This window comes from Poseidonocella pacifica (genome assembly GCF_900111875.1).
Classification (GTDB): domain Bacteria; phylum Pseudomonadota; class Alphaproteobacteria; order Rhodobacterales; family Rhodobacteraceae; genus Poseidonocella; species Poseidonocella pacifica.
On record NZ_FOJU01000002.1, the window covers coordinates 343,527 to 370,472 of the forward strand.

Below are 26,946 nucleotides of genomic sequence, written 5' to 3' on the forward strand. Positions count from 1 at the left end.
CCACCTGCCTGAGCGCCACGGACCTCAGACCCCGCTTGCCGGAATGCCCGTCCGCTCGACCTTGCGCGGCGCCGTAAGCTCCTTCCACGTGCTGAGCGCGCGGCCCACAGAGGTGTTCGGCTCTCGCTTGACGAATTCGCCATGCCCCTCTTGTCCGCGCAGTTCACCGTCGTGGACCGCGACCCGTCCGCGTGTCAGCGTGAACCGGGGCAGTCCCTTGACTTGCTTGCCTTCAAACACGTTGTAGTCGATCGCGGATTGCTGCGAAGAGGCCGTGATCGTCTTTTCCTTATCGGGATCCCAAACCACCAGATCGGCATCCGCCCCCACGAGCACCGCGCCCTTCTTTGGGTAGCAGTTCAGGATCTTGGCGATGTTTGTGGACGTCACCGCGACAAACTCATTGGGGGTCAGGCGACCGGTGCCCACCCCATGGGTCCAAAGCATCGGCATACGGTCTTCGAGACCGCCAGTCCCATTGGGGATCTTGGTGAAATCTCCAACGCCGAAACGCTTCTGCTCGGTGGAAAAGGCACAGTGATCCGTCGCGACGACGGACAGAGACCCGCTTTGAAGTCCCGCCCAGAGGCTATCTTGATGCTGTTTGTTCCGGAACGGGGGCGACATGACGCGCCGGGCGGCGTGGTCCCAATCCTGATTGAAATATTCGCTTTCATCGAGCGTCAGATGCTGAATGAGCGGCTCACCATAGACGCGTTTGCCTTGCATGCGCGCGCGCCGGATGGCCTCATGCGCCTCTTCGCAGGACGTGTGCACCACGTAAAGCGGGACTCCGGCCATGTCAGCGATCATGATCGCGCGGTTCGTGGCCTCCCCTTCGACGGCGGGCGGCCGCGAATAGGCATGGGCCTCCGGGCCGTTGTTTCCTTCGGCGAGCAACCGGGCGGAAAGGTCGGCGACGATGTCGCCATTCTCCGCATGGACGAGCGGCATGGCTCCAAGTTCGGCGCATCGCTGAAAAGACGCGAAAAGCTCATCGTCATTGACCATCAAGGCGCCCTTGTAGGCCATGAAGTGCTTGAAGGTATTGATGCCTCGCTCTCGGACGACGGTCTCCATCTCGTTGAAGACCTGTTCGCTCCACCACGTCACCGCCATATGAAACGAGTAGTCACAATGCGCACGGGTGGATTTGTTATCCCACATCTGAAGCGCGTCGAGCAGGCCCTGCCCCGGCGACGGCAACGCGAAATCAACCACCATGGTGGTGCCGCCCGCCAATGCGGCGCGTGTCCCGCTTTCAAAGTCGTCAGAGGAATACGTGCCCATGAACGGCATCTCGAGGTGGGTATGCGGATCGATCCCGCCCGGCATCACATAGCATCCGGCGGCATCCAACACCTCATCACCCTTGAGGTCCCGGCCAATCTCGATGATCTGCCCGCCTTCGATCAGAACGTCGGCCTCATACGTCAAGTCCGCCGTTACGATCGTTCCGCCCTTGATTACCGTGCTCATATCAGTCTCCCTGCGGGGCAAAGCCCCTCGTCTTTTTCTTGGTAAGATACTCGGACATCTTGGGGGCGCGGGGCCCCCGAGTGCGATCCTACTCCACGATCTGCGCCGTCTCCAACACCGCGTGCAGCAACACGTCCGCGCCAGCTGCCGCCCATTCCTTGGAGATGTCCTCGGCCTCGTTGTGCGAAAGCCCGTCGACGCACGGGCACATGACCATCGCAGTCGGCGCGACCTTATTGATCCAGCATGCATCATGGCCCGCGCCCGAAATGATATCGCGGTGGGAATATCCCAGCCGATCCGCAGCATCGCGCACCGCCTTGACGCAGGTCTGATCGAACTCGACCGGATCGAACCCGCCGACCTTCTCGAACTCCACGGAAAGCCCCATCTCTTCGCAGATATCTGCTGCTCCGGCGCGCAGCCGCGCCTCCATGTCTTCGATGACCGAAAGCTCCGGGGACCTGAAATCGACGGTAAACACGACCTTGCCGGGGATCACGTTGCGGGAGTTGGGATAGACGTTGATCTGTCCCGCAGCGCCAACCGCGTGGGGCTTATGGCTCCAGGCGATCTCATCGACCAGTACCAGCACCCGCGCCATGCCAAGGCCCGCATTCCGGCGCATCGGCATCGGGGTGGAGCCGGTATGCGCATCTTTTCCCATGATCGTCACCTGGGTCCAGGAAAGGCCCTGTCCGTGTGTGACGACGCCAATATTCTTGCCCTCGGTTTCGAGGATCGGCCCCTGCTCGATATGCAACTCGAAGAAGGCGTGCATCTGACGCGCGCCCACCTCCTCATCGCCTTTCCAGCCGATCCGCTCCAGCTCATCGCCGAAGGTCTTGCCCTCGGCATCCTCGCGGTCATAAGCCCAATCTTGGGTATGCACCCCTGCGAAAACACCGGACGCCAGCATGGCGGGGGCAAAGCGCGTGCCCTCCTCATTGGTCCAGTTCGTCACAACGATGGGATGCTTGGTCTTGATCCCCAGATCATTGAGCGTGCGCAGGACTTCCAGCCCTCCGAGCACACCAAGGACGCCATCATATTTCCCACCCGTCGGCTGTGTATCCAGATGGCTGCCCACGTAAACCGGCAATGCCTCGGGATCGGTGCCCTCCTTGCGGGCAAACATATTGCCCATCTGATCGAGACCCATGGTACACCCTGCGGCCTCGCACCAGCTTTGAAACAGGGCGCGCCCCTCGGCGTCGGCGTCAGTCAGTGTCTGGCGATTGTTGCCTCCAGCAATGCCGGGGCCGATCTTGGCCATGTCCATGAGGCTGTTCCAGAGTCGATCGCCATCGATGCGCAGGTTTTCACCCGGTGCGGCCATGTTCTTTCCCCTGTCGTCATTTCCGTTATGGTCAGCCTTGCGCCGCCGTCGGATGTTTTTTACCGTTTGGTCAAGGCACGATTGCAACGCGATGGGGGTCTGTCAAGGATGGTTCCAACCCGCGCCCAGCCCGATTGCCTCCAATCAGGCACCTTTGCCGACAAAGGCAGCAATGCGGAGATACCATGGACGACAGCCCGCCCAAGACAGCACCACGCAAGACGACCCGAATCCAGAAACTGAACCGCAAGCGCATCCTCGATGCCGCATTGGAAGTTTTCTCAAGCAACGGTTTCAGAGGCTCGACCCTTGACATGATTGCGGGCGAAGCGGGGCTCTCCAAGCCCAATATCCTCTACTATTTCGACAGCAAGGAAGCGATGCACGTCGCCCTGCTCAACGAACTCATGGATGCGTGGCTGGAGCCGCTCGAAGCGCTCAATCCGGACGGAGAGCCGCTTGATGAGCTTATGGGCTATGTTCAGAAGAAGATGGAGATGAGCCGCAAGTTTCCGCGTGAAAGCCGACTCTTCGCCAATGAGATCATCCAGGGTGCACCGCGCATGGCTCCGCATCTGGCGAAACGGCTGAAACCGCTCTTTGACGCCAAGGCCACCCTGCTGCGCAAATGGATGGCCGAGGGGCGTATCGCGCAGCAAGACGCCGAGCATCTCATCATGTCGATCTGGGCCGTGACACAGCATTATGCAGATTTCGAAGCGCAACTCGACGTTCTGATCCCGAAAAAGGAAATCGCCTGGCGCAGAGCAAGCGATCACGTGGAGGCGATCTTTCGCAAGCTTCTTCATCCGTGAGAAACCATCTCCGTAGTTCGTGGCCGCAAAAGCTGGCGAAATGCTTTAAGTCGTACCGCAGTGGGGGCGCAAGGCCGCAAGGCCAAGCGCAGGTACGTCAAATATGATCAGTTCAATTCTTCCGGTGTCGCAACAGCAATCCGGCAATAGCAAAGCCTCCGCGGAAACGACCACGGAGGAAACGTCCGACACCCAGACAAGCTCGGGAAGTTCGGAAAATTCGTCGTCCTCTTCCGCAGGGGCCGCGGCGCAGCCCGTCAAAACGACCACCGCGGCTGAGGCAGAGGTTGCCCGGCCGGTCGAGCCACTGGCCAGCGTTCAATCGGCTGTGGAATCACGCATGGAAGCGACAGAAGAAAGCGATGTCAGCGAAGACGCGGCGCGGGCAAAGGCGCTCGACATGCAAAAGCAGCTTCAGCTTGAGAGCCTCATTGAGACAGTGTCCGGTCCTGCGGCTGCTTCGGCAAAACTTGTACAAACTGCCGACACCAGCCCGGTCTCAAACGGAGAACTGGGTAGCAGCAGCGAAGGCGCCTCTCTCGACAAGGTAGCCTGACACATCGTTCTGATGGCGCCGCGAAGTACCGCGGCGCCATTTTTGTTATTCCGCCGCCGTAGCCGTGGCCATTGGATTGTTCGGATGGGTCGTCCAATCTGCGGGCTCCGCCTCGACGACCTTGCCCGTCCGCTCATCAACAACTCCGGGCGCGAGACGCTCCATGGTGATGCAATCCTCAACCGGACAAACGTTGACGCACAGGTTACATGCGACACATTCGTCGTCCTTCACCTCAAACACCCGCTCAGGCGACATCGCGATGGCCTGATGGCTGGTATCTTCGCACGCGGCATAGCAGCGCCCGCATTTGATACAGAGATCCTGATTGATCCGGGCTTTGCTGACATAGTTGAGGTTGAGGTTCTTCCAGTCCGAACAATTCGGAACTGCGCGCCCCGTCACCTCTTCGATGGTAGTGAAGCCCTTGGTGTCCATCCACTCCGACAGGCCTGAGATCATCTCTTCGACGATCTTGAACCCGTAGGTCATCGCAGCGGTACAGACCTGTACAGAGCCTGCCCCGAGGGTCAGAAACTCCGCCGCATCGCGCCAGGTGGTGACCCCCCCGATACCACTGATCGGCAGACCGGCAGTCTCCGGATCGCGCGCAATCTCCGCAACCATATTGAGCGCGATGGGTTTGACCGCGGGTCCGCAATAGCCCCCATGGGCGCCGCGCCCGTCAATCGTTGGCTCCGGCGCAAAGAGATCAAGGTCGACGGACGTGATCGAATTGATCGTGTTGATAAGGCTTACCGCATCGGCACCGCCACGCTTGGCGGCCTGCGCGGGTTTGCGCACGTCGGTAATGTTGGGTGTCAGCTTCACGATGCAGGGCATCCGAGTGTATTGCTTGACCCACCGCGTCACCATTTCGATATATTCGGGCACCTGCCCTACGGCCGATCCCATCCCCCGCTCGCTCATGCCGTGTGGACAACCGAAATTGAGTTCCACCCCATCGGCGCCGGTTTCCTCCACCAGCGGCAGGATCGCTTTCCATGCTTCCTCTACGCAGGGCACCATGAGTGAGGCCACAAGCGCACGATCAGGATAGTCTCGCTTGACCGCTTTCATTTCCCGCAAGTTTACCTCAAGCGGGCGATCCGTGATCAGTTCGATATTATTCAGGCCGAGCAAGCGCCGATCCGCCCCCCAGATCGCGCCATAGCGCGGCCCGTTGACGTTGACGACCGGAGGCCCAGCTTCGCCAAGCGTTTTCCAGACGACACCACCCCATCCCGCCTCAAAGGCGCGCCGAACGTTGTATTCCTTGTCGGTGGGCGGCGCAGAAGCGAGCCAGAATGGATTTGGGCTCTTGATACCGACAAAATTCGTGCTGAGGTTCGCCATGTCTCAGGCCTCCTTCGCTGCGCTGGCCATCAGGCTGGCATGGATATCTTCGGCCGCATCGCGCCCTTCGGCTACGGCGGTCACGGTCAGATCGTCGCCACCGGCGGCACAATCACCCCCGGCCCAGACTCCCGGCAGGCTCGTGCGGCCCGCACCGGTTATGGCGATCTTGCGGCCATCGAGGTCCGGCAAGCCGTCGCCGAACAGCGTTTGACCGATCGCGCGGAAGACCTGATCCGCAGGTAGGCGGAACCGTTCGCCTGTCGGCAACAACGCATCGTCGGTATATTCGAACTCGACTTCGCGCACCGCGCCGTTTCCGTGAATCGCGATGGGCTGGGCATTGGTGATGATCCGGACGCCCTTGCTCGCTGCAAGATCCTGCTCGAATTCGCTCGCGTTCATCCGCGCACGGCTCCGGCGATAGACAAGCGTGACGTTCAGCGCCCCAAGCAGACGTGCCTGAACTGCGGCGTCGATTGCGGTCATGCCGCCTCCGATGACCACCACGTCGCGTCCGATGGGAAGCGCCGCGAGGTCTTCGGATTGCCGCAGGTCCGCGATAAAGTCGACCGCGTCGTGCAACCCATCGCGCTCTTCGCCCTCAAGCCCAAGCGCATTGACCCCGCCAAGCCCCATCGCGAGAAAGACCGCATCATAGTCAGCATTGAGCGCTGCGAGCGTAACGTCTCGCCCAAGCATGCTGCCCGTTTCGATGGTAATGCCGCCGATCTTCAGCAGCCAATCAACCTCACGCGCGGCAAAGCCCGCAACGCTCTTGTAGCTGGCAATGCCATATTCATTGAGACCGCCCGGCTTGCCCCGCGCGTCATGGATCACCACGTCATGCCCATTCATCGACAGCCGGTGAGCGCAGGCCAGACCCGCCGGGCCGGCACCCACAACCGCAATCCGCTTGCCCGTACCCGGGGCGCGCTCAAACGGATGCACCCCCTTGGCCATGAGTGTATCGGTGGCGTAGCGCTGCAGGCGACCTATCTCTACTGGACGATGCTCTGCGGTCATCCGCACACAAGCTTCTTCGCAAAGCGTTTCCGTGGGGCAGACGCGTGCACACATGCCGCCGAGAATATTCTGGCCGAGGATCGTCTTCGCAGCAGCGTCCGGCGTTCCTGTGGCGATCTGGCGAATGAAGAGCGGAATGTCGATGGAGGTGGGGCATGCCGTGATGCAAGGCGCATCATGGCAGAAATAGCACCGATCGGCCGCCACCAACGCTTCGTGATTGTCGAGCGGAGGGTGCAGATCGGCAAAGTTTTCAGCGTAAGCCTGACGGGCTAAACGCCCGGCGACCACTCCTGGTTCCAAGGCCTTGGCTTTCATGGCTGTCTCCCTGTTGTTCTAGGGTCACTATTCCACACTTCATTTTTTTATCAAACGGTAAATTTTAGGCACCTTGAGAACTTTCACGTGCTTGTTTTCAGTGAGTTTTTCACTCCCGCGAAACTCCGCCGACACGCTGAGCGGAGTTTGGCCTATTCAACATTCCCCAAGGAAACCACGCATTGCACTCGAAGCGGAGCACAAAAGGAATATGTCACTCCTCGTAACGGGGACGCATCGAATCGAGCCCCCGTAGACGGGTCCCACACATGTTCGAAGGCGGCCCGGGAAACGAGTTCTAGAGGAGTTCTGTACATGAATACCAAACTTTGGCTTTCCGCCGCCAGCATCGTCGCACTGACCGCTGGCGCTGTGTCCGCCCAGTCCGTTTTTACCGGTACTGACCAAGCGACCGACCGCAACGAAGACCTGCGTGATGACATCGAAGATGACTTCGACCGTGATCTCGACGCATTCGGCAACACTGGTCGCGCAACCGGCTTCAGCGGCTCGCTCGCGTTCCGCTCCTCGATCGCAAGCGGCAACACCGACAGCGCAGACGTAGGCCTCGGCACCGACTTCGGCTACTACGATGGCCTCAACGGCTATGAGCTGCAGTTGAACTACGCCTATGCCGAGGACGACGGTGACACCACCGAAGAGAGCCTCTTTTACGATTTCGAATACAAGCGTGACTTTGGTGATCGCTGGTACGGCTTCGCGAAGGTTCAGGGCACCGTAGACGAGTTCTCCGCCTATGAATCCGACACGTTCGTTGGTCTCGGCGCAGGCTACCGCGTCATCTCCACGTCCGAAGTTGAGTGGACCGTTCAGGCGGGCCCCGGCTACCGCGTCGCGTCCTTCGACGACTTCCTCGACGAAGTTGACGATATCGACGAAGCAGCATTCAGCATGTCGTCCAACTACTCCAACCGCATCAACGAGCAGTTGGTCCTGACGAACGACACCGACATCATCACGTCTGAGTCCGATACAGCCGTCATCAACGAATTGGGCCTCAACATGTCCATGACCGATACGCTGGCCCTGCGGACCGAGCTGAACACCGAGTACCACTCGGAGCCACAGTCCGGCTTCGACGACTATGACAATACCTGGGGCGTTTCCCTGGTTTATTCCTTCAACTGATTTCAGTTGATCCGAACGGGCGGGGAAACATCTTACTTACCTCGTGATTGCGACCCCGTTACCGTTTCAGAGATGCCGCTCCTCCGGGGGCGGCATCTTTCGTTTGCCGCGACCTATTTTGCGCCGCGCAACGCTGGAAGGCCGACCCCGGTGGCCTCATATCCACCATCAACAGAAATCACCTGCCCCGTTACATAGGACGCCTTCGTCGAGCAAAGGAACACGATCACCTCGGCGACCTCTTCCGGCTCCCCGAACCGGTCAAGCGGCAGGACATCGTGATTGGCCTTGCGAATTTCCTCGGTCACGACCTGGCGCGACATTTCCGTCAGGATTGGCCCCGGATTGACGCAGTTGACCCGAACGCCATGCATCCCAAGCTCCACCGCCTGCTGTTTCGTCAGGTGCATCACCGCCGTCTTGGATGTGCCATAGGCCACGCGCAGAGTAGAGGCCCTCAGCCCCGAGATGGAACCGATGTTCACGATGGCCCCGCGGCTTTCCTTCAGAGCGGGAATGAACGCTTGGGTCATAAGGAACGTCCCATCGAGGTTCGTCGCCATGATCTGTCGCCATACTTCAAGACCGGTTTCCTCGATCGGCGCGAAATGAGCGAAGCCCGCGTTGTTGACCAGCGCATCGAGCCGCCCCTTCCAGCCTAGCACCTGCGCCGCAACGCCCGCGATCGCCTCCGGGTCAGAGATGTCACATGCGATAGGCAAGACATTCTCACGTGTGTCTGCCGCCCCGCGCAGGCCGCGCTCATTGCGGTCAACCATGACCACCGCATACCCCTCGGCGAGGAACAGATCCACACTGGCAAGCCCGATCCCGCTTGCTGCTCCGGTGACAAGCGCCACTTTTCCGACCATTTTTGTCTCCTTTTATACCGGGCGTAGTGACACGCCATTGAGCCGCCGATGACAAGTGAAAAATCCCCCTTTCCCACCCGGCGTTCACGTGGCACCAATTGGCCATGACCAATCCCCTCACAAGCCCCGACGGAACCGCGGTACGCCGCTTTGCCTTTGGAACCATGCAGTTCGGAGGACGTGCAAGCGACGCGGACTCCGCCGAGATGTTCAACGCGTGCCTGGCAGCAGGCATCACCCATTTCGACACGGCATGGGTCTATAACGACGGGCGCTCCGAAGAGATTCTCGGACGGCTGGCGGCGGCGCATCGCGACCACCTCTTTATCGCCACCAAGGTCGGCATGCGGGTTCCGGCAACCCGAGAGACACTGCTTCGACAGTTCGACGAAAGCCGCCAACGACTGAACATGGATATGGTCGACGCCCTCTATCTGCATCAATTCGATCCGCAAACCGAACTCGGGGATATCATGGAGGTCTTCAACGACCTCAAGGATGCCGGCAAAATCCGGTATATCGCCCTGTCGAATTTTGCAGCGTGGCAGGTCATGAAGGCGCGTCAGTACGGCCCGGTCGATCTGCTGCAGCCGATGTACAGCCTTGTCAAGCGACAGGCAGAGGTAGAAATCTTGCCCATGTGCGCCGATCAGGGAATAGCCGTGGCCTCCTATTCGCCGCTTGGTGGCGGCCTGCTGACGGGCAAATATCTCGATGGGGGAGACGGGCGCCTGACCGAAGTCGAGATGTACGCACAGCGGTACCGGCTCGACTGGATGCACCGCGCCGCTTCTGATCTGGTGAAACTGGCGCTGGAGGTAGGGACCCATCCCGCGACTCTCGCGGTGGCTTGGGTCGCTGCACATCAGACGACACCGATGCCGATCATCTCTGCGCGAACGGCAGGACAACTCAAGCCGTCGCTGGATGCCTTGAGTTTTGAAATGTCCCCAGAATTGTATCGGCGCGTCTCCGACATCGCTCCAGCCCCGGCCCCTGCCACCGACAGACTTGAAGAAGCATGAGCGATATCATCATCATCGGCGGGGGCGTCGCGGGCCTGTCCGCTGGGTATCGACTTGCCCCGCATATGAAGGTGACAGTGTTGGAGGCCGAGGACGCGCTGGCCTATCACGCCTCGGGACGTTCCGCCGCGCTTTTTGAAAAGAGCTATGGGCCACCGGCGGTCGTCGCCCTGAACGAGGCCTCCGAGGACGACTACAAGAAGAGCGGCTACCTCACCCCGCGCGGTATGATGCTCGTGGCAACCGCCGGTGAAGAAGATCAGTACAACGCAGATTGCGTCACTCTGAAGATGAGCCCCCTTTCGCCTCACGAAGCGCAGGAAATCGTTCCCGTACTGAACCTCGACGCTGTAGCGCTCGCGGGCTACCACGAGGATGCGTGGGACATCGACACGGACCGAATGCTTCAGGATTACGCCAAGGCGATACGCCAAACTGGCGGTACGGTGCAGACTCGAGCAAAAGTGCGCCGGATTACCAGAGGGGGCCAGTGGCGTGTGGATACCGACGCGGGCACATTCGAGGCGGATATCATCCTGAACGCCGCTGGAGCATGGGGAGATGAGGTTGCCGCCATGGCGGGCGTCACCCCGCTTGGGTTGGAACCCCGGCGCCGATCCATGGCCCGAATACCGGCGCCGGGAGGCCATGACATTTCCCGCTGGCCCATGATCATGGGCGCGGGAGAAAGCTGGTATTGCAAACCTGATGCGGGGCAACTCATCGTTTCCCCTGCGGATGCGGACCCGGTGGAGCCGCATGACGTCTGGGCCGAGGATCTTACGCTGGCCGAGGGGTTGGCGCGGTATGAAGCGATGGTGACAGAGCCTGTCACGCGCATGACATCGAACTGGGCCGGGCTGCGCACCTTTGCACCCGATGGGGTCCTGTGTCTTGGTCCCGCGACGGGTCACCAGGGCTTCTTCTTCTCGGCGGCACAGGGTGGCTATGGGTTCCAAACCGCCCCGGCAGCCAGCAGGCTCATCGCCGATCTGATCCTCGGCCGCCCCAGCGAGCTTGATGCAACGACGGTCGCCGCCCTGTCTCCGGGTCGTTTCGCCTAGATCCGGCGCACCAGCGCCACGAGCCCCAGAAGCATGGCGACGGGAAGAACGACAAGCCTCACGAGATAGAGTGAGAGCAGCCCCACATAGGCGGCAATCAGTTCGTCCGCGCGGTTCCAGATCGTGCGGGCAAGATCCCCGTAGCGCTCCATGCCTTCGACGGTTTCGCGCGCCCTCTCCCACCAGCCTTCTGCAGGTGAGGCATCGGATAGGGTCACGGCGGCGGTGATCTCGGCGATCGTTGCCTGATGGCGCGCCAAGGTCGGATCCGTCAGGAAAGTAGCGGCCTCCTGTGCGGCGACGAAGGTGAGGGGTAATCCAACCCAGAGCAGCAACCCATAGACCGCAAGTGTGCCGGAAAGACGCCGCGCGGGAAGAGCGATCAACAGAACCGCGCCTACCGCAGCAAGCGCCGCCCCCACGGCACCCAGCGGTCCCAGCCCGACTGACAAAACCCCCGTTGCCACCATGACGGCGAAAACGGCGGAGGAAATCTTCTCGATGGTATCGTCGAGCGGTTCGAGGGCGCGAAGCGGTTTCACCGTCCCTTCGGCCACAAAGACGCCCGCCGTCACCTCCGCTTCAGTCGCGCTCGACAGGACCGCATTCATGGTGCGAAGCGTCACATAGGTTGCCGCGCTCGCGACGGCGATTTCCGTTGCCCGTGCCTCGGCAGATCGGGTCAGCGGGTTCTGCTCGTGAAACAGGGTTCCTCCGATTGCCAGAAGCGCGATGACCGCCAGTATAAGCTTAGCCGTCCATCCGGATACGGGCGTTTTTCGGGTCGTAGGGGCTGTCCTCGACAATCTCGGCCTCCCAAAGCTTATCGAACATCTTCACCTTCAATGTTTGGCCCGGCGTTGCAAGGTCCGGCTGCACGTATCCCATGCCGATACTCTTTCCGAAGGCCACCGAGTAGCCGCCAGACGTCAGACGCCCGACCAGATTTTTCCCCGCACCGTCATAAAGCGCCTCGCGCCCCCAAGGATCGGCATCCGCCGGACCGTCGATCAGGAGCGTGACGCATTTCGACCGAATGCCTGCGTCGAGCATCGCCGCCTTCCCGTGAAACTCCTTGGAGAGATCGACGAAACGCGGCAGATCGGCCTCTAGTGGCGTGGCATCGCGGCCCAATTCGTTTCCAAACGCGCGGTATGACTTTTCCTGCCGGAGCCAGTTCTGCGCCCGCGCCCCGACAAGGCGCAAGCCATGTGGCTCTCCCGCCTCCATCAGCCGGTCCCAAAGGTAGGTTTGCATCTCCATTGGATGGTGCAACTCCCACCCAAGCTCCCCGGTGTATGCGACGCGCACTGCGCGAACGGGGCAAGCACCAAGCTCAATATCGCGCACCGACAACCACGGGAACCGCGCGTTCGACAGTGCCGTTTCAGGCTCTGGATCACGGATCAAGGCCTTGAGTACATCCCGGCTCTTGGGCCCGGCGAGCGCGAAAACCCCCCATTTCGTGGTCACATCTTCCGCGTTGATACGCCCGAACTCCGCTTCCTTTTCCATGACGGCCTTGTAAAGGAAATCCTCGTCATAGGCGTGCCATGCGCCCCCGGAGATGAGGGTATAGTCATCCTCCGCCGTTCGCAGGATCGTGTATTCCGTCCGCGTGGTGCCGGCAGGCGTCAGCGCATAGGTCAGGTTGATCCGGCCCACTCTTGGCAATCCGTTGCAGGTGAACCAGTCGAGGAAAGCAGTGGCACCCGGCCCGCTGATCCGATGCTTGGCAAAGGCCGTTGCGTCGATAAGCCCGACCCCCTCCCGAATGGCGCGGGCTTCCTCGACCGCATAGGGCCACCAGCCTCCGCGCCGGAAACTCCGCGCATCATGGTCGGAGAAGCCTTCGGGGGCATAGTAGTTCGGGCGCTCCCACCCGTTGACCACGCCGAACTGTGCCCCGGCTGCTTTTTGTCGGTCATAGGCAGGGGCGGTCCGAAGCGGACGGCACGCGGGTCGTTCTTCATCCGGATGGTGCAGGATGTAGACGTGTTCATAGGCCTCTTCGTTTTTGCGGGCGGCATATTCAGTCGTCATCCACGGGCCGAAACGCTTGGGATCAAGCGAAGCCATGTCGATCTCCGCTTCGCCCTCGACCATCATCTGGGCAAGATAGTGCCCGGCCCCGCCCGCCGCAGTGATCCCGAAGGAAAAGCCCTCGGCCAACCACATGTTGCGCAATCCCGGCGCCGGACCCAGCAGCGGGTTGCCATCAGGGGTGTAACAGATCGGCCCGTTGTAATCGTCCTTGAGACCTACTTCTTCGGAGGAGGGAATACGGTGGATCATCGACATGTATTCCTCTTCGATCCGATCCAGATCGAGGGGGAAGAGGTCGGCGCGAAAGCTCTCGGGCACGTCGTAGAGGAAACGGGCCGGGGCGTTCCGCTCATAGGGGCCGAGGATCCAGCCGCCCCGCTCTTCGCGGACGTACCATTTCGCATCCGCGTCGCGTAGAACGGGATGCTGATCATGCGTGGCCCGCCATTCCACAAGCGCAGGGTCGGGTTCAGTGACGATATACTGGTGTTCAACGGGAATGGCCGGGATCTTCAGCCCCAGGAGGCGTGCTGTTCGCTGGGCATGGTTGCCCGTCGCGGTCACCACATGCTCGGCGGTGATCACCGCTTTTTCCTCGGAGGGGACGAGGTTTCCGCCCCTCTCCACCATCTTGGTCACGGAAACACGCCAGGCCTCCCCCGTCCATTCATAGCCATCCACCTGCCATTTGCGGGCTATGGTGACGCCACGCTGCCGCGCGCCCTTCGCCATCGCCATGGTCACGTCGGCTGGGTTGATGTAGCCATCGGTGGGATGGAAAATCGCGCCTTCGAGGTCTTCGGTGCGAACCAAAGGCCAGCGGTTCTTGATCTGGCTGGGGGTCAACCACTCGAAAGGTACCCCGACCGTCTCTGCTGTGGCGGCATAGAGCATAAACTCATCCATGCGCGCTTTTGACTGCGCCATACGCAAATTGCCCACGACGAAGAAACCCGCATCAAGTCCCGTTTCCTCTTCCAGCGTCTTGTAGAACTTGATGGAATGGTCGTGGATATGGGTCGTGGCGTAGGACATGTTGAAATAGGGCAGCAACCCGGCGGCGTGCCAGGTGGAGCCGGACGTCAGCTCATCGCGTTCCAGCAGCATCACATCATCCCACCCCGCGCGGGCAAGATGATAGGCGATGGATGTTCCGACGGCCCCGCCGCCGACGACCAGTGCCTTGACCGTGGTTTTCATGAGCGTCCCCTGCGTTTTCTCCTGTTTAGCGCACTCACCGTTCGGCGCGCCCCGCATCCGACCTTTGGCGGCAGGAAACCGACCTCACCTGAGTGGTTGTCGCTCGCCCCCGGCCCAAGTATCAAGGCGCGGGAACAATGAGGGGCGGGCATGAACATCTGTCAGACCGTCGAGGAAATCCGAGCGGAAGTTCGCGGCTATCGCGCCGCGGGGGAACAGGTCGCGCTGGTGCCGACCATGGGCTACCTGCATGCTGGCCATATGCGGCTGGTGGAAAAAGCGCATCAGATTGCCGATCGCGTGATCGTCTGGGTCTTTGTCAATCCGACGCAATTCGAACGCGCCGACGATCTCGCCGCTTATCCGCGCGACCTGGAGCGGGACCTGTCGATGCTTCGGGATGCCGAAGTGGATGCGGTGTTTACCCCGGATGCTGGGGAAATCTATCCCGAAGGCGCAGAGACCATCGTAGAGACGACACGCCTTGCCGGTATGCTGCACGGCGCGGTGCGCCCCGGGCACTTTCGCGGAGTGACCACGGTGGTCGCCAAATTCTTCAATATCATTCAGCCGGACTTCGCGCTTTTTGGCGAGAAGGACTATCAACAGTTGCAGGTGATCCGCCGGATGGTGCGCGATCTGCACATGCCGGTGGAGATCGTACCCGTTCCAACTGTCCGGGAAGCGGACGGGCTGGCCATGTCCTCGCGCAATGTGCGGCTCTCTGCCACAGATCGCAAAGCCGCCATCGTACTTTCACGGGCGCTCGACACCGCGGAGCGGACCGCGAAAGAGGGCGGTACAATCGCCGGTCTTCGCGATGCGATAGAGCGGGTCGTTGCCTCCGAACCACGGGGCGAACTTGCCGGTCTTGATATCGTACGGGCCGAGAGCCTCGAAGAGATTGACGGCCCCCTTGATGGGCCAACCGCAATCATGATTTCCGTCAACTTCGGAGACGTGATGCTGATCGACCAGCGCGTCGTCACACCTGGGAAGGAATAAACATGTCGAGCCAGACCAAGATCCGCCGCAACACCGTGCCGATGATTGCCGCGCGAAAGGGGGGCGAGCCCATCGTATCCCTTACATCCTATCATGCGCACACCGCCGCCATCGTCGACAAATATGCCGACTTCATCCTCGTGGGTGACAGCCTCGGCATGGTCATGCACGGTATGGATAGCACCGTTGGCGTGCCTCTCGACCTGATGATCATGCATGGCCGCGCGGTCGTCCGCGGCACGCAGAAGGCGCTGATCGTGGTCGATATGCCCTTTGGTTCATATGAGGAAAGCCCCGGCGTCGCGTTTCGCAATGCGGCCAAGGTCATGAAGGAAACCGGCTGTGGCGCGATCAAGCTGGAAGGTGGGAAACGCATGGCGGAAACCATCCGCTTCCTGACGGAACGCGGCATTCCCGTGATGGCGCATATCGGCCTGACGCCTCAGTCGAGCCACGTCATGGGCGGCTTCAAGACACAAGGGCGCGACGAGGACACATGGCCTGCGCATATCGAAGATGCATTGGCGGTAGCAAAGGCGGGTGCCTTTGCCGTGGTTGTCGAAGGTGTCGTTGAGCCTTTGGCGGACGAGATTACCGCAGCGGTGGAAATTCCAACCATCGGCATCGGCGCATCAAAAAATTGCGACGGACAGATCCTCGTGCTGGAGGACATGCTCGGCCTGAACGAATGGACACCGAAATTCGTCAAGGTCTATGGCGATCTGGGCCCGTCGATCGAGAAGGCCGTAAGCGATTACGCCGAAGAGGTTCGGGACCGGTCGTTCCCCGGTCCCGAACAAGTCTACAAGTAGGGATCAGGCGGCCCGGCGCCGCCCACCTCCACCACCGTTGCTCGCACCGCGACGCGGCCGGCGGCGATTGCCACCCGAGGGCTTGCGCGGCTCATCCAATGGGCCCCAGCTTTCGCCGCCGATGACCTGAATGGCGTTGCCGATGGTTTTCTGAATCGCTTTCAATTCGCCCATCTCCGCAGGGGCGCAGAAGGCTACAGCCTGACCGCTTGCTCCGGCGCGTGCGGTCCGGCCGATCCGGTGGACGTAGTTGTCCGGCACGTTCGGCAGATCGTAGTTATAGACGTGGCGAACGTCAGGAATGTCGAGCCCCCGCGCGGCGACATCAGTCGCGACAAGGACGCGCAATTCGCCGCCCTTGAAGGCCTTGATCGCCCGCTCACGCTGCCCTTGGCTCTTGTTGCCATGGATCGAGCCTGCGGCGAAGCCAGCCTTCTCGAGGTTCTTCTTGATGCGCTCCGCCCCATGTTTGGTACGGGCGAACACCAGCGCAAGTTCCTCGCGGTGCCGATCGAGATAGTTGATCAGCAAGCCGGTCTTCTTCTCCTGTTCGACGAAGTGCAGCGCCTGAACAACCTTGTCTGCGACCTTGCCCGGAGGGGAAACTTCCACGCGGACAGGTTTGGTGAGGTACGCGGTCGAGAGTTCCGCCATCTGCTTGGGCATCGTCGCCGAAAAGAGCATCGTCTGGCGCTCTTTGGGCAGCAACGGAGCGATGCGGCGCAATGCATGGATAAAGCCGAGATCCAGCATCTGATCAGCCTCGTCGAGCACGAGATATCGGGTTTGATCCAGCCGGACGGCCTTGCGATCCAGAAGGTCGATGAGGCGGCCCGGGGTCGCGACCAACAGGTCCGTCCCCTTGCGAAGCCGTTCGATCTGGGGATTCAGCGAGGCGCCCCCGACCACGAGGTTGATCTTGAGGTGCGTGCCCTTGGTATAGGCGCGCAGGTTCTCGGAAATCTGCTTGGCCAATTCGCGTGTCGGCGCAAGGATGAGCCCGTTTGCTGCCTTGGGTTCGGGCGCTTCGCCCGTGCCGAGCAACATGTGGATCATCGGAAGGCCGAATGCAGCAGTCTTGCCGGTTCCGGTCTGGGCAAGCCCCATCACATCGCGCCCGTTCAGGGCATGAGGAATGGCTTGCGATTGGATGGGTGTGGGGTCCTTGATGCCCTGCTCGGCGAGTACACTCACCAGACGGGGTTTCAGGCCGAGTTCTTCAAACGTCATATAGTATCCTTGAGCGCCAACCGTCGGGTCGCCGCATAACCAAACGCCGCCGCCCATACTCGGACGGTCGGTCGCAATCGGGTTGCACCATGCGCTGGCCGCGGGCCGAATTGCCTGCGGGGCCGTCATGGGGCCGGACCCCTGCGTGATGTGGGAACCTTGGGAGAGTGGCGGCGCTCGGGGGCATCGGACTTGCCCATGCCATCTGCTCACGCGGCAGAGAACGCCTGTGCGAGCCAAGTAGTTTCTGCGGCGCGGAAAGTCAACCCGCGCCGCAACGTATCATTTGGATATCGCCTTACATGCCGCAATCGCCGGCGTAGGCATCCTGATGATCTTCTAGCCCGACCGAGACGATGCGGTTGGTCAGCACATCGCCCTCCATCACCACCTCGCGGACATAGATGTCTTGAATGGGGTGATGGTTGTTGCCAAAGGAGAAATCCCCGCGCGTGCTCTTGAAGTCAGCGGCTTTCAGCGCCGCCCGGAAGGCATCCCGGTCCGCGATATCGGCGGTACTCATTGCGGAGAGAATGAGATTGGCCGTGTCGAACCCTTGGGACGCATAGAGCGACGGCAGACGCCCGTATTCCGCCTCAAAGCTCTCGACAAAGGCGCGGTTCGTCTCGTTGTCGATATCCTTGGACCACTGCGAGCCATTTTTCACGCCAAGCGCGGCCTCACCCACAGCACCGAGAATGCCCTGATCAAACGAGAATGCGGGGCCCATAACGGGCAGATCAATGCCGGAGGCGGCGAACTGCTTCATGAAGGAAATACCCATGCCACCCGGCAGGAAAAAGAACAGGCTGTCCGCGCCGCTGGCCCGGATCTGTGCGATCTCCCCCGCATAGTCGGTCTGACCAAGCTGGGTATATAGCTCCCCCGCCAACTCACCTTCATAGAAACGCTTGAACCCGGTCAGAGCATCTTTCCCCGCAGGATAATTGGGAGCGAGGATGAATGGTTTGCTGTATCCCTCCCCGGTCGCATGAGCGCCCATGACTTCGTGCAGGTTGTCGTTTTGCCATGCGACGTTGAAGTAATCCTGATGACAGCCGCGTCCCGCCAACTGCGACGGGCCTGCGTTCGGAGAGATATAGAATTTCCCCTGCGCTACAGCCGAAGGCACAACAGCCATCGCAAGGTTGGACCAGATGATGCCCGTAAGGATGTCAACCTTTTCGGACTGGATCATCTTGTCGGCCAGTTGAACGGCCAGATCGGGTTTGCGTGCATCATCCTCGATCACGACTTCAAGATCCGGGTTGCCCGCCTGTTTCACCGCGAGCATGAAACCGTCGCGCACATCGACGCCCAGCCCCGCGCCGCCACCCGACAGTGTCGTGATCATACCGACCTTGACCGGTTCGGCCATCGCCGCGCCTGAGATCGCGAGGGCGGTTGCCGCCACAAGCAAGGTTTTTTTCATGGATACTCTCCCAATTGGTCCGCGCCCAGTGTTGCGTGAGGGAGGGATACTGACAAGTCTCCAGATTTTGGCGAGACAAGTTTAGGACGGCGTTCATTTTTTGCTGAGACCCAACTCAGAGCTTTTTTCGATACGATTGGCCTCGGGCGACGGCACCCCGCGGGCTGGAACGGGTCCGCCAACACATTCTATGGATATAAGACGATGCGCATTTTCACAGCACTGCCCCTTCTCCTCGCCGCCGCTTTTCCCGCCGCGGCCGACGTACACCGTGCCGGTGACTGGAGCGCGGCACTCATTGGACAGACCTGCTACGTCTATAGCAACGCGGCGGCCCGCGACACATCCGGCAGCCTCATCTTTTCTTTCGACAAGAAAGGGTACAACGCCAGCTTTCACTATGAGTATGCGCCTTACCACAACGATTCCGGCAAGCCATGGGATGCCGACGACTATGCTGTCATCGCGGCAGATGGACAGGAAAGCTGGCTCGGGGATGAGGTCTTTCTCGAAGCATGGGAGGCGGCTGGCGAAGGCCACATGACCGGCGGTTTCGTCGCCGACATGGTCCAGTTGGTGGCGAATGCGCAGCAAAGCGTAGATTTCATGGTCTACCGCGCGGCGCACAGCGAAGAGTGGCTCTATGGGCGGTTCTTCCCCGGCGGCTTCAGCGAGGCACTTTCCCATGCTGCAAGCTGGTGTGAATTCAATCCATCCGCCCTGCCCTCGTCCTGATCGGTCACAAACCGAGATAGCGGTGCTGTATCTCCGGGCCAAGCTCTGAGGGGGCACCGCCCCATGCAGCACGGCCCTTTTCGATCAGCATGATCCGATCGGCGATTTCCGCGATTTCGGCGACCGACTTGTCGATCAGCAGGATCGAAAGGCCGGTGTCGCGCAGGGCCGCCAGCCCCGAACGGATTTCCGCACGGACCGTGGGCGCAAGCCCCTCTGTCGCCTCGTCGAGGATGAGCAAGCGCGGGTTGGTCATCAGCGCCCGCCCGATGGCGAGCATCTGTTGCTCACCCCCGGACAGGGTTTCGGCGCTCTGCTCCCGGCGTTCCGCGAGGCGCGGAAAAAGCGTGGCGACGCGGCTCAAGGTCCAATGGCCCGAGCGCGCCGCCACGGTGAGGTTTTCCTCGACCGTGAGCCCCCTGAAGACCCGCCGCCCTTCTGGCACCAGCCCGATTCCGAGCCGCGCCGCACGATGTGGCGGGAGGCTCAAAAGATCCTGCCCCGCAAATACAATTCGCCCCTCCGTCCGGGGCAGAAGCCGGCAAATGGCGCGCACCGTGGTGGTCTTGCCCATCCCATTGCGCCCCATGAGCGCGAGGACCTCTCCTTCGCTGAGCGCCATATCGAGACCGAAGAGCGCTTGTGCCCCGCCGTAAAACCCCGTGACCCCTTCGAGGGTAAGCAAGCTCATGGTGCATCCCCCAGATAGGCCGCCCGCACTGCAGGGTCTCTGCGGATTTCATCGGGGTGCCCTTGGGCAATGATCCGTCCGGCAACAAGAACGGAAATGCGATCCGCGAGGCGAAAAACCGCGTCCATGTCATGTTCAACCAGCAAGATCGGGGCCTCATGGCGCAACCCTTCGAGCAGGGTCGTCAGCCTCGCAGCCCCCTCCGGGTCCATCCCCGCCATGGGTTCATCCAACAGAAGGGCGCGCGGACCGAGCGCCAAAGCGGCGGCGATCTCCACCTGACGGCGCTCCCCGTGGGAGAGATGTGCAACACGCGCCCCTGCGCGCGTAGAGAGGCCCACGCGATCCAACGCCGCTTCGGCGACATCGCGGAGCGGACCGGGTGCAAGCACGGGGCGAAAAAACCGGTACGGGCCGCCTTCTTTCACCATCGCGGCCAATACGACATTCTGGAGCGCAGACATCTCGGGCATGAGCGCTGAAACCTGAAAACTGCGCCCCAATCCGGCGCGGGCGCGCGCCTGTGGGGTCAAACCATCGAGCGGTTTTCCTGCAAATTCGATGGAGCCGGAATCCTGCGTCAGCTCTCCGGTGATCTGTTTGATGAGAGTCGATTTTCCCGCCCCGTTCGGCCCGATCAGAGCATGGATTTCGCCGTCATTCAGGGTAAGCGAAACAGAGTCCGTGGCGACGACCGCCCCGAAGGACTTCACCAGCCCGCCCGCTTTCAGAACCGGCTCAGACATGGCCCCGTTCCCCCGCCAGCAACCCGATGAGCCCGCCCCTCGCAAAAAGCACTACCGCAAGAAGCAAAAGGCCCACAAAGAATTGCCAATGGTCGGTTAGTCCGCCTGCCACATGCTCTATTGCGACGTAGAGCATCGCGCCCGCAAGAGGCCCAAAGAGCCGCCCCACCCCGCCGAGGATCACCAGAACGATCAGCTCTCCGGAGAGATGCCAAGACATCATGGACGGGCTCACAAAGCGGTTGAGATCGGCAAAAAGTGACCCCGCCAGCGCCGTCAGCATCGCCGAGATTACAAAAGCCGTCATGCGAACCCCGAAGGGTCCGATCCCCGCAGCCACAAGCCGGGCAGGAGTTTGGCGCGCACCGTGAAGGGCCAGCCCAAAGCGCGATGCGGAAAGCATTCCGCAAAAACCGATAGCGAGGATCAACACCACAAAGACCAAGGTGAAGAACGGCAGCGGTTGGAGGGTATTCATCCCCGGAAAGGAGGAGCGGAGATACAGTGGCAAGCCGTCTTCCCCGCCGTATGCGGGCCAAGAGATGGCGAAGTAATAGAACATCTGGGCAAATGCGAGCGTGATCATGATGAAGTAGACACCGCTCGTGCGTAGAGAAAGCGCCCCGATCACGAGCGCTGCGCACCCCGCCGCGATCATGCCCACCGGCCAATGAATGAGCATGGCCTGCGTCCCTTCGATCAGGAACGGTGACTCCATCAGCGGGGTGTAATCTTGCGCGTGTGACGCAAGAATGCCCGTCGCATACCCACCAATCCCAAAGAACGCCGCATGCCCGAAGCTGACCAATCCGCCGAAACCCAGCGCGAGGTTCAACCCGGTCGCGGCGAGGGCAAGGATCGCGGCGCGCGTGGCGAGCGTGATCAAGAAGGGCTCCTCGGCGACATAGGCGGAGGCGACAAAGGCTGGCAACGCAAGCGCGAGCGCGAGATTGAGGGCGGTTTCGCGCGTCATGTATTCTGTCCGAACAGGCCCGTGGGGCGCATCACCAACACCGCGGCCATTACAATATATACCAGCATCGATGCCAGTGCCGCCCCGATGCCCGCGGCCGATGAAGTATCGGTCAGAAGAGCGAAGAGATGCGGCAGGGCAAACCGGCCCATCGTATCCACCAACCCCACGAGAAGCGCGGCCCAGAATGCACCCCGTATCGATCCAATCCCACCGATGACGATGACCACGAATGCAAGGATGAGGACCGGCTCCCCCATGCCGACCTGCACCGATTGCAGGGTTCCGACCAGCGCACCGGCCAGTCCTGCAAGCGCCGCCCCCAAGGCGAAGACGGCTGTATAGAGCTTGTTGATGTCGATCCCGAGAGCCGCCGCCATTTCGCGGTCGGCCTCCCCTGCGCGAATGCGCGTCCCGAGGCGGGTGCGCCCGATGAGAAGGGCAAGCCCGACCGCGACAACTCCGCCGGCCAGAATGATCGCGAGGCGATAGGCCGGATAGTCTAGCCCACCCGGAAGCCGGACAGGACCGGCGAGCATCGCAGGCGGCGACAGATAAAGCGGGAAGGACCCGAAGATGAACCGCACACCTTCGGAGAAAATCAGGATGAGCGCGAAGGTCGCGAGAACCTGATCGAGATGATCACGCGCGTAGAGACGGCGCAGCACGGTTCGTTCGATCAGCGCACCCGCCGCAGCGGCGGCAGCAAGTGCGGCAACCAGACCCAGCCAGAAGGATCCCGTGGCCCCCGCCGTGGCAGCGCAAGCGAAAGCTCCGACCATATAGAGTGACCCGTGGGCGAGGTTGATCAGCCCCATGACACCAAAGACCAACGTCAATCCCGCCGACATCAAAAAGAGCGTCATGCCGAATTGCAGGCCGTTGAGTACCTGCTCGGCAATGAGTTGCGCCATGAACCGTCCCCCGTTTGTGACGGTTTTACCGGGCATCTCGGGGGGCACAAGTCCTTTGGGGGCGTGGCCTCCGCGCCACCCTAGGTCCGGACCGTACGAGCGAGACCTTTGGATGCTTGTGCGATCACTGGCACTCGGCTAGGCGGAATGGACCGGAGGGGTACGAGGTCTGCCAAGGTGCTGTTTTATCAGATCCTGATTACGTTGGCCACGCCCGCGCTATTGAGCCATGCGCTCTGGCAGCGGTTGCGAGGCCGTGAGGATCGCGCAGCTTTCCGCGCTCGCATAGGTCTCACGCGTTCGCCCGAACGCACCGGCCCGACCCTCTGGATCCACGGAGCGAGTAACGGGGAGCTTGCCTCTGCCCGCGCCTTCATCACCCTGCTGCAGGCACGTTATCCCAAGTATCGATTGCTCATCACCTGCAACACCGTCTCGGCGCGCGACATGGCGGCGGGATGGGATCTTACTGAGACCACCGTGCAACTAGCGCCGTTCGACCTGCGCTGGCTGGCGCGAAGCCTCATCCGGGCTCGCGACGTTCGGGCGTTGATCGTGCTGGAAAATGAATTCTGGCCCAACAGGTTCCTCGCAGCCGCCGAAGCGGCCTTGCCTGTCATCGTACTCGGGGCGCGAATCTCCGGGCGCTCGGCGCGGCGTTGGTCCCAGCTTGATTTCGTGGCGCGTACGGTGCTCGAGAGCGTGCGCCTCCTCTCGGCGCAAGACGGAGACAGCCAGGACAGGTTCGTTGCCCTGGGCCTGTCGAACGCGCGTGTGGCGCCTCGGGTCAACCTCAAGGCGCTCTATACCCCGCCCCCCTTGGCCGGTGCGGGACCGCTGGACGGCATTTGGCACCGCAGCACGACATGGCTGGCAGCCTCGACCCATGAGGGAGAGGATGAGAGCATAATCGCGGCCCATTGTCTGGCCCTGAAATCACAACCGGGCTTGCGTTTGATCCTCGCCCCGCGCCATCCGCGCCGGGCCGAACGCATCACATCACAACTCATCCGCGCGGGCCTTTCCTTCGCCCGCCGCAGCAAAGGCGAGCCCGTCACCGCCGAGACTCAGGTTCTGCTTGCCGATACAATGGGTGAGATGCCGCTCTGGTACACCGCAGCTGCGATTTGTTTTGTCGGGGGCTCGTTGGTGGATCAGGGCGGGCATACACCGTTTGAGCCCGGCGCGTTCGAAACGGTCCTGTTACACGGCCCGCATGTAGCGAATTTCGACCGGATCTATAGCAGGCTTGATCGCGAGGACGGGGCTTTGGCGGTCTCTGACGCTGAAAGCCTTGCCAACGCGCTGACAGAGGCGATGCGTCCCGCGCGGGCTCTTTCCCTCGTGCGCAACGCGCGACGGGCTCTTGCCTCCGATCAGGATATCGAAGGGCTCTTCGCGCGGCTTGATCCGATGTTGCGTTGACTCGGCCATCGATGTGGAGCGACGCCGAAGCCCCCGGTCTTGATGAGATCGAAACGCTGGCAATCGCGGCACGGGACTCTCTGCCAGAAAGCTACGCCCGCGCGGCACAAGGCGTTGGGCTCCGCGTGGAGGATTTCGCCCCCGAGCACATCCTCGAAGAGGTAGGCGCCCCCGATCCCTTCTCGCTCACCGGTCTTTATGATGGCGTTCCGCTTACCGAGAAATCCGTGATGGATCAGCCGACCGGTCCCGACACGATCTGGCTGTTTCGCCGGGCGATCCTCGACGAATGGGCCGACCGGGGGAATGTCACCTTGGGCGATCTCGTGGCGCATGTCTTTGTCCATGAACTCGCGCATCACTTTGGCTGGTCCGATGAGCGTATCGCCGAGATAGGCCGATGGTGGGACTACGACTGAGTCTCAGACCCACGGGATGAGGCGCGCCTCCAACCGCTCGACACGCGCGCGCACCGTATCGCGTACAGGCCCTTCACGCGGCGCATCGCGAAGTGTTGTGAACCAATGCGCAGGTGGAGCACGGCCCAGTCGATGCCCCGGAAACTCCAACCCCCGCAGCACGGTCTCAGCCTCAGCCGGCAACCGCTCGGGGATTTCAAGGTTGTTGAGGATCGCCCAATTGCCCGCCCAAAGCCGGCCCGCCGACCACGGATTATACCCGCCTCCGCCCAACACCATGATCCGGTCCGACATGGAGCGGAGAGCGGAAACGACGGACCAGTGGGCGTTGTTGGACAGCGAAAGACGCGACTGCGGATCTTCAGTTACCGCATCCGCCCCGCATTGCAGCACCAATGCTTCAGGCCGGAATGCGGCCACGGCGGGTAAGATCATCCTGTCCCGCACCAATGCCATTTCATCGTCGTGAAATTCCCTCGGCACAGGCAGATTGAAGACCTGCCCCGCCCCTTCATCCTCAAGAGCGCCCGTACGGGGCCATCGGTTTTCCTCGTGGATGGACACCAAGAGAACGTCCGGATCATTGGCAAATGCGTATTCGACACCGTCAGGATGGTGCGCATCAATATCGACATAGGCGATGCGCCGAAGGCCCTGTGCGCGGAGCGAGAGGATGGCGATCACCGGATCATTGAGATAGCAAAACCCATTGGCCCGGTCGGGCATGCCATGGTGCGTTCCACCGCCCGGCACATGCCAGACACCCGGGCCCGCCCCAAGACCCGCAGCCGCAAGCATGACCCCGCCAACGCCCGTTGCAGGCCGGCGAAACACTTCGGGAAAGATCGGATTGGCCGCCGTCCCGAGAGCGTGGCGCGCCCGCACAGCGTCGGAGACAGCCTGAACTCGCTCAGCATCTTGCAGCGCGGCGAGATAGTCAGGATCATGCCAGACTGAGAGCGCTTCGGGCTTGGCGCGCGGACTGGTCAGGTACTGGTTCGGCGCCAGCCACCCCATCGCCCTCACCAGATCCATCACCGTCGACACTCGCGGCACACGCAGAGGATGAGCGGGCCCATAGCTCGATCCGCGGTAGATCTCCGACCCGACAAAACGCGGGATCAACTGATCACCGCCGACTTTTGTGATGTGAAATCGGGACGCGTTCCCGACGCTGACGGGCCCCCGTATGGATTTTTTGCCTTCGATAGGGCCATTTGATGGCATTTCCGCATCATTTTGTTACAGTTCGCCTGCAGACACGCTAGGTATAGACAGTAGCACGACCCAAAGAGGATGAAACCGCAACCATGACGTTCCACCGTACCGCGGAATTACCCATGTCGCTTCGCAAGGGGCGCAAACGCGATGTGCGGGTACAGTTCGCGGCTCTTCCATACCGTGTGGAACATGGTCAACTGGAGTTCCTTCTTATCACCAGCCGCGAAACCAAGCGCTGGATCGTTCCCAAGGGGTGGCCGATGAACGGCATGACACCTTCCGAAAGCGCACTCATCGAGGCTTACGAAGAAGCGGGCGTCAACGGGCGAACCCATGAAACCTGCGTTGGTGTCTTTCCTTACGTGAAGCGGATGAAACGCAAGAAGGACGACCTCAACGTGCTGGTGATGATCTACCCCATCGCCGTGTCGCGGCTTGCGAAGGACTGGCCCGAAAAGAACGAGCGTCGGCGCAAGTGGATGTCGCGCAGCAAGGCGGCCGCGAGCGCCGATGATCACGGGCTGGGCGAAATCATCAAGGCCTTCGACCCCGACCTTCTGAAGTAACCCTCTCGCCCCGTCGGCGCTTGATCCCCGCGCCAGTCCGTATATTTACCGTCCATGGCCTGTGCCAAGTGGGCCGCGACCGCGGGTCGGGATAACGAGATGATACAATACGCGCTCAAATGCAGCGATGGACACCGCTTCGAGAGTTGGTTTCAGTCCTCCGGGGCTTTTGAAAACCTGCGCGCCGCGGGACACCTTGCTTGTTCTGTCTGTGGCTCCGGCGATGTTGAAAAAGCGATCATGTCGCCCCGCGTCAAGGCCGGCGAGAGCGATGAGCCATCCCCGGGCCCTCTGGGCAAACCGGCAACCGAGGTCGAAGCATCGCTTACCCAATTGCGGCGCCACATTGAGGCCAACACCGAAGATGTGGGCAAGACATTCGCCAGCGAAGCGCGCGCAATCCACGATGGCACTGCACCTGCTCGAGCCATAAGAGGAGAAGCCCGACTCGAAGAGGCGCGCAAACTGATTGAGGATGGCGTCGCCGTGACCCCTCTGCCCTTCATTCCGACGCGTCGGACGAACTGACCCT

Annotated in this window: 26 protein-coding genes; 12 read left to right on the forward strand and 14 right to left on the reverse strand. The window is 61.3% G+C overall.

All coding sequences use genetic code 11. The features are described 5' to 3' along the window. Positions 1-24 precede the first annotated feature (24 nt). Together hydA and BM234_RS06800 are read right to left on the reverse strand one after the other, a co-directional pair. Complete coding sequence (gene hydA, locus BM234_RS06795; RefSeq protein ID WP_092062228.1) at positions 25-1,479, reverse strand: dihydropyrimidinase; 1,455 nt, start codon at positions 1,477-1,479, stop codon at positions 25-27. 88 nt (positions 1,480-1,567) lie between these two features. After that, complete coding sequence (locus tag BM234_RS06800) at positions 1,568-2,818, reverse strand: Zn-dependent hydrolase (protein WP_092062231.1); 1,251 nt, start codon at positions 2,816-2,818, stop codon at positions 1,568-1,570. A 185-nt stretch (positions 2,819-3,003) separates the two neighbouring features. Between BM234_RS06800 and BM234_RS06805 the strand changes: the two genes are divergently transcribed. After that, entirely contained in the window at positions 3,004-3,633 is a 630-nt protein-coding gene (locus tag BM234_RS06805) for a TetR family transcriptional regulator C-terminal domain-containing protein (protein ID WP_092062234.1), read from the forward strand. Positions 3,634-3,736: 103 nt separating this feature from the next. Next, positions 3,737-4,189, forward strand: a complete 453-nt coding sequence (locus BM234_RS06810; protein ID WP_092062237.1) for a hypothetical protein — start codon at positions 3,737-3,739, stop codon at positions 4,187-4,189. 45 nt (positions 4,190-4,234) lie between these two features. Here BM234_RS06810 and preA read toward each other — a convergent pair whose 3' ends face one another. Then, complete coding sequence (gene preA / locus BM234_RS06815) at positions 4,235-5,545, reverse strand: NAD-dependent dihydropyrimidine dehydrogenase subunit PreA (RefSeq protein WP_092062240.1); 1,311 nt, start codon at positions 5,543-5,545, stop codon at positions 4,235-4,237. Between the two features lie 3 nt (positions 5,546-5,548). Then, positions 5,549-6,889 carry an NAD(P)-dependent oxidoreductase gene (locus tag BM234_RS06820; RefSeq protein WP_092062243.1) on the reverse strand — a complete coding sequence of 447 codons (1,341 nt, stop codon included), beginning with the start codon at positions 6,887-6,889 and terminating at the stop codon, positions 5,549-5,551. Between the two features lie 315 nt (positions 6,890-7,204). Between BM234_RS06820 and BM234_RS06825 the strand changes: the two genes are divergently transcribed. Then, positions 7,205-8,038 carry a DUF481 domain-containing protein gene (locus tag BM234_RS06825; RefSeq protein WP_092062246.1) on the forward strand — a complete coding sequence of 278 codons (834 nt, stop codon included), beginning with the start codon at positions 7,205-7,207 and terminating at the stop codon, positions 8,036-8,038. A 113-nt stretch (positions 8,039-8,151) separates the two neighbouring features. Here the strand turns inward: BM234_RS06825 and BM234_RS06830 are convergent, their stop codons facing one another. After that, the gene (locus tag BM234_RS06830; RefSeq protein WP_092062249.1) at positions 8,152-8,910 is read right to left on the reverse strand and encodes an SDR family NAD(P)-dependent oxidoreductase; all 759 of its coding nucleotides are present in this window, start codon (positions 8,908-8,910) and stop codon (positions 8,152-8,154) included. A gap of 104 nt (positions 8,911-9,014) precedes the next feature. On the opposite strand from BM234_RS06830, the gene BM234_RS06835 reads away from it, so the two are divergent. After that, positions 9,015-9,935 (forward strand): aldo/keto reductase, encoded by a 921-nt coding sequence (locus tag BM234_RS06835; protein WP_092062252.1) that lies wholly within the window; start codon positions 9,015-9,017, stop codon positions 9,933-9,935. Further along, positions 9,932-10,999, forward strand: coding sequence for an NAD(P)/FAD-dependent oxidoreductase (locus tag BM234_RS06840; RefSeq protein WP_092062255.1), 1,068 nt, complete (start codon positions 9,932-9,934; stop codon positions 10,997-10,999). Before BM234_RS06835 ends, BM234_RS06840 begins: the two co-directional genes overlap by 4 nt. Here the strand turns inward: BM234_RS06840 and BM234_RS06845 are convergent. Together BM234_RS06845 and BM234_RS06850 are read right to left on the reverse strand one after the other, a co-directional pair. Beyond that, complete coding sequence (locus BM234_RS06845) at positions 10,996-11,805, reverse strand: hypothetical protein (protein WP_092062258.1); 810 nt, start codon at positions 11,803-11,805, stop codon at positions 10,996-10,998. The genes BM234_RS06840 and BM234_RS06845 overlap by 4 nt on opposite strands. After that, positions 11,750-14,245, reverse strand: a complete 2,496-nt coding sequence (locus BM234_RS06850; protein WP_092062261.1) for a GcvT family protein — start codon at positions 14,243-14,245, stop codon at positions 11,750-11,752. Before BM234_RS06850 ends, BM234_RS06845 begins: the two co-directional genes overlap by 56 nt. Before the next feature lie 150 nt (positions 14,246-14,395). Here BM234_RS06850 and panC point away from each other — a divergent pair, with 150 nt between their 5' ends. Both panC and panB read left to right on the forward strand, forming a co-directional pair. After that, entirely contained in the window at positions 14,396-15,250 is an 855-nt protein-coding gene (panC, locus tag BM234_RS06855) for a pantoate--beta-alanine ligase (RefSeq protein ID WP_092062263.1), read from the forward strand. A gap of 2 nt (positions 15,251-15,252) precedes the next feature. Then, complete coding sequence (gene panB / locus BM234_RS06860; RefSeq protein ID WP_092062266.1) at positions 15,253-16,062, forward strand: 3-methyl-2-oxobutanoate hydroxymethyltransferase; 810 nt, start codon at positions 15,253-15,255, stop codon at positions 16,060-16,062. Between the two features lie 3 nt (positions 16,063-16,065). On the opposite strand, the gene BM234_RS06865 is transcribed toward panB, so the two are convergent. Both BM234_RS06865 and BM234_RS06870 read right to left on the reverse strand, forming a co-directional pair. Continuing rightward, a complete protein-coding gene (locus tag BM234_RS06865) occupies positions 16,066-17,292 on the reverse strand; it encodes a DEAD/DEAH box helicase (RefSeq protein ID WP_092062271.1) in 1,227 nt (408 codons plus the stop codon). Positions 17,293-17,590: 298 nt separating this feature from the next. Continuing rightward, positions 17,591-18,724, reverse strand: coding sequence for an ABC transporter substrate-binding protein (locus BM234_RS06870; protein WP_092062274.1), 1,134 nt, complete (start codon positions 18,722-18,724; stop codon positions 17,591-17,593). A gap of 204 nt (positions 18,725-18,928) precedes the next feature. Here BM234_RS06870 and BM234_RS06875 point away from each other — a divergent pair, with 204 nt between their 5' ends. After that, the gene (locus BM234_RS06875; RefSeq protein ID WP_092062277.1) at positions 18,929-19,459 is read left to right on the forward strand and encodes a hypothetical protein; all 531 of its coding nucleotides are present in this window, start codon (positions 18,929-18,931) and stop codon (positions 19,457-19,459) included. Between the two features lie 4 nt (positions 19,460-19,463). Here the strand turns inward: BM234_RS06875 and BM234_RS06880 are convergent, their stop codons facing one another. The 4 genes from BM234_RS06880 to BM234_RS06895 are packed head-to-tail and all read right to left on the reverse strand — an operon-like array spanning position 19,464 to position 22,783. Next, positions 19,464-20,150: an ABC transporter ATP-binding protein gene (locus tag BM234_RS06880; RefSeq protein ID WP_092062280.1), complete on the reverse strand. Its 687-nt coding sequence runs from the start codon at positions 20,148-20,150 to the stop codon at positions 19,464-19,466. After that, entirely contained in the window at positions 20,147-20,896 is a 750-nt protein-coding gene (locus BM234_RS06885; RefSeq protein ID WP_092062283.1) for an ABC transporter ATP-binding protein, read from the reverse strand. Before BM234_RS06885 ends, BM234_RS06880 begins: the two co-directional genes overlap by 4 nt. Further along, positions 20,889-21,869, reverse strand: a complete 981-nt coding sequence (locus BM234_RS06890; protein WP_092062286.1) for a branched-chain amino acid ABC transporter permease — start codon at positions 21,867-21,869, stop codon at positions 20,889-20,891. The genes BM234_RS06885 and BM234_RS06890 overlap by 8 nt, the downstream gene beginning before the upstream one ends. After that, complete coding sequence (locus BM234_RS06895; protein WP_092062289.1) at positions 21,866-22,783, reverse strand: branched-chain amino acid ABC transporter permease; 918 nt, start codon at positions 22,781-22,783, stop codon at positions 21,866-21,868. The genes BM234_RS06890 and BM234_RS06895 overlap by 4 nt, the downstream gene beginning before the upstream one ends. 177 nt (positions 22,784-22,960) lie before the next feature. On the opposite strand from BM234_RS06895, the gene BM234_RS06900 reads away from it, so the two are divergent. Continuing rightward, positions 22,961-24,208 (forward strand): 3-deoxy-D-manno-octulosonic acid transferase, encoded by a 1,248-nt coding sequence (locus BM234_RS06900; RefSeq protein ID WP_175501215.1) that lies wholly within the window; start codon positions 22,961-22,963, stop codon positions 24,206-24,208. An 11-nt stretch (positions 24,209-24,219) separates the two neighbouring features. Next, entirely contained in the window at positions 24,220-24,627 is a 408-nt protein-coding gene (locus BM234_RS06905; protein ID WP_092062294.1) for a metallopeptidase family protein, read from the forward strand. A 3-nt stretch (positions 24,628-24,630) separates the two neighbouring features. On the opposite strand, the gene BM234_RS06910 is transcribed toward BM234_RS06905, so the two are convergent. Continuing rightward, positions 24,631-25,752 carry an acetoin utilization protein AcuC gene (locus BM234_RS06910; protein WP_245752537.1) on the reverse strand — a complete coding sequence of 374 codons (1,122 nt, stop codon included), beginning with the start codon at positions 25,750-25,752 and terminating at the stop codon, positions 24,631-24,633. Between the two features lie 215 nt (positions 25,753-25,967). Here BM234_RS06910 and BM234_RS06915 point away from each other — a divergent pair, with 215 nt between their 5' ends. Together BM234_RS06915 and BM234_RS06920 are read left to right on the forward strand one after the other, a co-directional pair. Beyond that, entirely contained in the window at positions 25,968-26,414 is a 447-nt protein-coding gene (locus tag BM234_RS06915) for an NUDIX hydrolase (protein ID WP_245752538.1), read from the forward strand. Between the two features lie 99 nt (positions 26,415-26,513). Next, positions 26,514-26,942: a DUF1178 family protein gene (locus BM234_RS06920; RefSeq protein WP_092062303.1), complete on the forward strand. Its 429-nt coding sequence runs from the start codon at positions 26,514-26,516 to the stop codon at positions 26,940-26,942. Positions 26,943-26,946 lie beyond the last annotated feature (4 nt).